The organism is Lacihabitans sp. CS3-21, from assembly GCF_024343675.1.
In the GTDB taxonomy this organism is placed as follows: Bacteria; Bacteroidota; Bacteroidia; order Cytophagales; family Spirosomataceae; genus Leadbetterella.
Genome location: NZ_RJUD01000021.1, coordinates 55,060 through 61,700, shown reverse-complemented (window position 1 = coordinate 61,700; position 6,641 = coordinate 55,060). Strand labels below are relative to the sequence as shown.

At 36.1% G+C, this 6,641-nt stretch carries 5 protein-coding genes; all 5 read left to right on the top strand.

All coding sequences use genetic code 11. The annotated features are described in order from the left end of the window. Positions 1–333 precede the first annotated feature (333 nt). The 5 genes from EGI24_RS12755 to EGI24_RS12735 all read left to right on the top strand — a co-directional run bounded on the left by EGI24_RS12755 (position 334) and on the right by EGI24_RS12735 (position 6,640). The gene (locus EGI24_RS12755) at positions 334–693 is read left to right on the top strand and encodes a hypothetical protein (RefSeq protein WP_255048806.1); all 360 of its coding nucleotides are present in this window, start codon (positions 334–336) and stop codon (positions 691–693) included. A 128-nt stretch (positions 694–821) separates the two neighbouring features. After that, on the top strand, positions 822–1,367 hold the full coding sequence (locus EGI24_RS12750; RefSeq protein ID WP_255048805.1) for a UpxY family transcription antiterminator: 546 nt from the start codon (positions 822–824) through the stop codon (positions 1,365–1,367). Between the two features lie 626 nt (positions 1,368–1,993). After that, entirely contained in the window at positions 1,994–4,309 is a 2,316-nt protein-coding gene (locus EGI24_RS12745; protein WP_255048804.1) for an SLBB domain-containing protein, read from the top strand. A 40-nt stretch (positions 4,310–4,349) separates the two neighbouring features. Next, positions 4,350–5,381, top strand: coding sequence for a Wzz/FepE/Etk N-terminal domain-containing protein (locus tag EGI24_RS12740; RefSeq protein WP_255048803.1), 1,032 nt, complete (start codon positions 4,350–4,352; stop codon positions 5,379–5,381). Beyond that, positions 5,378–6,640, top strand: a complete 1,263-nt coding sequence (locus EGI24_RS12735) for a nucleotide sugar dehydrogenase (RefSeq protein WP_255048802.1) — start codon at positions 5,378–5,380, stop codon at positions 6,638–6,640. The genes EGI24_RS12740 and EGI24_RS12735 overlap by 4 nt, the downstream gene beginning before the upstream one ends. The last annotated feature ends 1 nt before the right edge of the window (position 6,641 follow it).

Below are 6,641 nucleotides of genomic sequence, written 5' to 3'. Positions count from 1 at the left end.
TGATGTATTAAAACTTTCAAACTTAATAGAGCAATTCTTTTATTAACAAAATATTGTTTCCAATCAGGTTTTGAGCTTTGGTTGTATACCAAATGTATTTCTAAACTAGGTTCGCAATGTTTCTAAGTTATTTTTCCATTTTTAGTTTAGGCTATAAGTATTTGTATAGCTCGGTAACAAAAGTGTTTTGAACACAAAAAAAGGCCTTTTTCTCGCGAGGAAAAAGACCCTTTGTAATGCGTACATTGAAGTTCGAATTTCAATACTACGTCATTTCTTTTGATATTCATATACTGCGTACCGGTTTTTTTTAACTTTTTATACGCTAAAACAATGAGCTACAGAAAGAAAGCCAGCGTGGCTATGGCACAAGCGGTACAAAGGATTTCAGGATTGAAATCCATTGCCACAGATTTAGACCTAGGTAACGGTCTTACAGTTGTTGAATTTCAAACAGCTATTGACGATGTAGAAGCGGTGTTAAACACCTACAATACGCATCTTTCGGTTGCTGATGAGCTCAAAAACAACTTGGAAAGTAAAGAGAAAGCCCTAAGAGATTTCTCAGAACGAATTCTCACTGGAGTGGCAGCCAAATTTGGCAAAGACTCCAATCAGTATCAGATGGCTGGAGGCACTAAAAAATCGCAAATAAAGCGAAAAGTGCGTAAAAAAGTCAACGAAGATGCCTAACCACAGAAAGCCCATGCATTCATTTTCATGGGCTTTTTTTTTGCCGAATAATCAAAATTAGAAAGATTGGTTATTACAATTAAGCTAAAATTTATACCTTTGCGTTTGTAAGTGCATTTTGAGAAAAAATGGATACCCATAACAAAGATAATTTGACCATTAGCCATACCAGTGAAAATTCTACCCGCAGCTGGTATGTTATTTACACAAAACCCAGGCATGAAAAAAAAGCAGCTGAAATGCTCCAATCGATGGGTATTGAGGCCTATTGCCCCCTGAAATTACAAACCAAGCAATGGTCTGACAGGAAGAAAATTGTGGAGGTTCCTTTATTCAATTCTTATTTATTTGTAAATATTACTGAAGCCAACAGGGCGGCCGTTTTTGCGGTGTCTAGTGTGGTAAGATATATCTATTGGTGTGGTGCACCAGCTATAGTCAGAAATCAAGAAATAGCAGAAATTAAACGCTGGCTCAACGATTTTGATCATGACGTGTTGGAGGTAGATCATTATAAAGCAGAGCAGAAAGTGAGGATACTTTCAGGAAGTTTTATCAACCAAGAAGCCAAAATTGTAAAGCAACAAGGCAAACACTTGGTCATGACCTTAGAAGGACTTGGTCTGGTTTTAAGAGTAAAGCTAGATCAGATGATATTGGAAAGAGCGGAGTAGGTTATTGGTTGTTTTTACTGGTTATTGTTAAACTGGTTATTAGTTATTAGTTATTAGTTATTAGTTATTGGAGTTTACGAGTTACGAGTTGTGAGTGTTGAGTTGTATTGAGAACAATGGCACTTCGAGCACACTGGTTGTCACATCGAGCACATTGAAATTCAGATGATAATCTGAATGAAATTGCGACCGCAGGTTTCGAGATGTGTCACATCGAGCACAATGAAATGCAGATGATAATCTGTATGAAATTGCGACCGCAGGTTTCGAGAAGTGTCACATCGAGCGTAGTCGAGATGCACACTGAGATGCTTTGAAGAACTAGTTAGTCTAAATATTTGAAAATGTGTTCTCAAATACCGCTCGAACTGACAAACGAACGGAGCAGTAAGAAATTGTAAATCGAAAGATTTTAGCGAGTTATAAATAAGGTTTATAAGTTACCAGTAACCAGTAACCAATAACCAGTAACAAATAACAAAAAAACAAGTCTCGAAAATGTGACTGAGAGGGCGAAGCTGTGGAAAAGCCGTATTTTTTTGAATTTATAAGCCCTTTATTTTAAGTCTTTTAGTAGTTTTGTATTAATTTATTATATTTTAGTGAATCCAAGCAGAATCAAATCTATGTTTCAAAATATTATCAAAAGTTTTTTAGTACTCTTATTATTGCAGATTTCATGGGTTTCATTTGCCCAATCTGTGGATAATTTGTCGGATGAGGAGGTCAAAAAGTTTATGCAGCAGGCACAAGCGAGCGGCATGACCGAGGAGCAATTGATGATGGCTGCCGCTGCGAAGGGTTATACCGCCAGTGATATAGCCAAATTTAAGGAAAAGGCTTTGCAAGCCAACAAAAAAACCACGGTAGTAAAGCCCACCCTCGCACGATCAGTAGATTCTACCGAAATTGAAACTTCAAACAGAGATAATAAAAAACAAATTATAGATGTAATTGCCGAAGCCAAAAGAATGAAAATATTTGGCTTGAACATTTTCAATAACCAAACCTTAAATTTCGAACCCAATCTCAATATTGCCACGCCAAGAAATTATGTGTTGGGTACAAACGACGAGTTGAGTATTGATATCACAGGCTATGCTTATGCCCATTACGATGCCAAAGTCAATGCCGATGGCAACATAAAAATTGAAAACCTCAACCCCATATTTGTGGCTGGGCAAACGCTGGAGCAAGCCAAGATAAAGATTGTCCAACGTCTCAAAACCCTTTTTGGAGGATTGGGCAGTGGAGGACTCAGTGCCGATGTGACCTTGAGCAAAATTCGTAGCATAAAAGTGACGGTGATTGGCGAGGCGGTTTTTCCGGGTACCTATACGGTTCCTTCTTTGGCAACTGCTTTTAATGTACTGTATGCTGCAGGTGGACCTACAGATATTGGTTCATTGAGAAACATTGAGGTGTTTAGAAAAGGCAAAAAAGTCAAAACTTTAGATTTGTACGATTTTCTATTGAGAGGCGATCTGACCGACGACATTGGCTTGATAGACCAAGATGTGGTTTTGATACCTTATGTAGACAAACGGGTTACTATCAATGGAGCAGTGAGAAATCCCAAGATTTATGAACTTAAAAATGGGGATAATTTAAGTGCTGTCCTTGCATTTGCGGGTGGTTTCAACGAAATGGCTTACGCCAAGGCTATCAGAATAGACAGGGCCACAGATACCGAAAAGAAAATATTGACAGTACCAAAAGAGGAATATGCTAAGTTTGTACTTTACAAGGGAGATATGATAGTCGTTGACTCTCTTTTAGAAAGATACGAAAACAAAGTAAGTGTATCAGGAGCCATTTTTAGAGCGGGCAAATATGAGCTAGAAACCAACATGACCATCAAAAAGCTTTTAGCCCAAGCGGAAGGCTTAAAGCCAGAGGCATTTAAAGAAAGGGCTTTGTTGTACAGAGAAAGACCCAATGCAGACCCTGAGCTTATACCTTTAAATCTTACCCAAATTTTAGATGGATCGGGTACGGATATTCTATTGCAAAAGAACGACTCCCTTTTGATAAAATCTTTTGAAGAACTCAGAGAAAAGAGGACCATACAATTAGACGGTGAAATCAATAAACCATCCGTGATTAATTTTGTAGATAACCTAACGGTATCCGATGCCATCATGTTGGCCGGAGGATTTAAAGATGGGGCCAATGCTTCACGCATAGAAATTGCCCGACGGGTAAAAGCGGATGGAGGAGATGCCGATCAAAACGTACAGATTATCAAAATAGACGTAAGCCCTACCTTAGGTATATTAGAAAAAGACAAAAATATGCTGCTTCAAGCTTTTGATAGAATATATGTGAGAAAATTGTCGCAATATGAACAACAAAAAACTGTCACCATCTCAGGAGAAGTAAATTATCCAGGCCCTTACACGCTTAACGATAAAAAAGAACGCATTTCTGACCTCATAGAAAAAGCAGGGGGTACCAAAGGCCAAGCAGATTTGGGGAGTGCCAAGTTTACCCGAAACGGCATCCAAATGGGCATTGACCTCAAAAAAGCATTTTCGGAGAAAAGCAGCAACCAGAACTTATTGCTTAACCCTGGGGACATTTTAGACATTCCGAGAAGGAAAGAAACCGTTACCATCATAGGTAATGTATACAATCCTATCACTGTGCCATACGAGCCTTCACTTAAGCTTCAGGATTATGTAAGTTTGGCTGGAGGTACAAACGATTCTGCTTATGTAAAAAAAATATATGTAAAATATGGTAACGGTAGAATAAGCAAAACCAAATATTTTGCTGGAATCAAAACTTTCCCCAAGATTGAGAATGGTGCCGAAATTTACGTGCCTTTGTATAAAAAGCAAAGATGGACCTCTGCCGAAAGGATTGCTGTGAGTTCTGCCGTAGTTTCCATAGCTACTGTTCTCATTTCAATTGTTCTAAGAGTTATTCCTAATCAATAGCCTGTAAATAAATTCTCATATAAAGATTCAAGTTTTTCATATGGAACAAGAACCTAAGTTAGTAAAAATAAACTTCATAGCTTTTTGGCTAACACTGAAAAGAGAAAAGTGGATAATCATGGGTATAATTTTTTTCTTTACAATAGCTGGGTTTTTCTACTCATTTTCATTAAAGGAAGAATTTAAAACTGAAGGTAAACTATTGCCTGAAATACAGAGTAAAAGTGGATCAATCGGACAGTTTGCTGGTTTAGCTGCACTCGCTGGTGTTGATTTGAGTAGTGTTAGTTCTGGAGCAGATGCCATTAGGCCTGATTTGTATCCAGATGTCCTAAAGTCTACTTCTTTTTTTTTAAGATTGTTTCAGGAAAAAATCAAAGATAAAAATAATAACGAATTAAGTTTTCAAGATTATTATTTTAAAGAAATCTTAAATGGGAAATTAAATAAGGAAGATCAAATTTTAAGGTTTCCAATAAGTTCAAATTATATAGCTTTAAATAGACAGACTGAAAGAAATATAATTAATCTAAAAACAAGAATAATCTGTACTTATGATAAAAAAAGTGGTGTTATCAGTATTGCTGTTAAGATGCCCGATCCAGTAGTAGCTGCAAATGTTACTCACTTTAGTATGAATTATTTGACAGATTATATCATAGCTTATAGAACTGAAAAGGAAAAGCGTGATTTAGATTTTTTAGAAAACCAACTCGCTGCCGCAAAAGGAAAATACTATAATATTCAAAGCAAAAAGGCTACTTACACCGATCAGATGCCTTCCTCAGCACTGAGAATGAAGTCTGCCGATTTGCAAAGAGAACGGATAGAAGCCGACTACAAAATTTCTTCTTCGTTTTATAATACACTTTTGCAAAAATATGAGGAAGCAAAACTTAAAATGCAGCAAGAGACTCCAGTGATAAAAATTTTAGAAATGCCTCTGGTTCCTAATTTAAAAAGTGAGCCAAAGAAGAGCATAATAATATTAGGGGCAATGGTAATGGGTGCTGTTGTAGCACTTATAGTATCATTATTAATTCGTAAAAACTATAAATTGATATTCGCTTGAAAATTGAGAACACAAAGATTGGAATAATTGGATTAGGATATGTAGGACTACCATTAGCTCTAGAATTTGGGAAAAAATATTCTACCGTAGGTTTTGATATTAATATTGACAGAATAAAGGAACTGAAGGATGGATTTGATAGAACCAAGGAAGCGAAAAGTGAAGATTTAACCAACTCTAAGTTATTAAAATTTACTTCAGAAGCAGATTCCTTGAACGAATGTAATGTTTATATCATTACGGTTCCTACCCCTATTGATAATTTTAAAAAACCTGACCTAACACCGATTTTATCTGCATCTCGACTAACAGGAGGGTTTTTAAAGAAGGGGGATGTCGTAATTTATGAATCTACCGTATATCCAGGTTGTACGGAAGAAGACTGTGTTCCTATTTTAGAAAATGTAAGTGGACTTAGCTTTAATCAAGATTTTTACTGCGGATACTCTCCGGAGAGGATAAATCCTGGAGACAAGGAAAGAACCCTTACCAACATTGTAAAAATAACTTCAGGAAGTACACCTGAAATTGCCAACTTTGTCGATGACCTTTACAATTCCATTCTTCAAAATGGTACTTTTAAGGCCAACTCTATAAAGGTCGCAGAAGCAGCAAAGTTAATTGAAAATTGTCAAAGAGATGTCAATATTTCTTTTGTAAACGAATTGGCCCTAATATTCGAAAGAATGAATATTGATACCAATGATGTTTTGGAAGCTGCGGGAAGTAAATGGAACTTTTTAAAGTTTAAACCCGGCTTAGTAGGAGGTCATTGTATAGGGGTAGATCCATACTATATGATTCACAAAGCAGAAAGTTTGGGTTATTTTCCAGCATTGATTGGAGCTGGTAGGAGAATAAATGACAATATGGGAATCTATGTTGCTAATAAATTGATCAAATTGATGATTCAGAATGGATTAAATATTTCTTCAAGTAAAATTTTACTTTTAGGAATCACTTTTAAAGAAAACTGTCCTGATATAAGAAATTCAAGAGTAATAGATATCTACAATGAGTTGAAGGATTTTGGGTTAGAAGTGGATGTTTACGATCCTTGGGCAAATAAAGAAGAAGTTGCACATGAGTATGAAATTGATTTAATAAATATGCCTTGCTCCAATTATCAAGCTGTCGTTTTAACTGTGGCTCATAATTCATTTCTAGAATTGGACTATTCTAAATTGATAGTTTATAATGGGGTTATTTATGATATAAAGGCCGTATTACCTAATACAATTACTAAAAATAGATTATAGG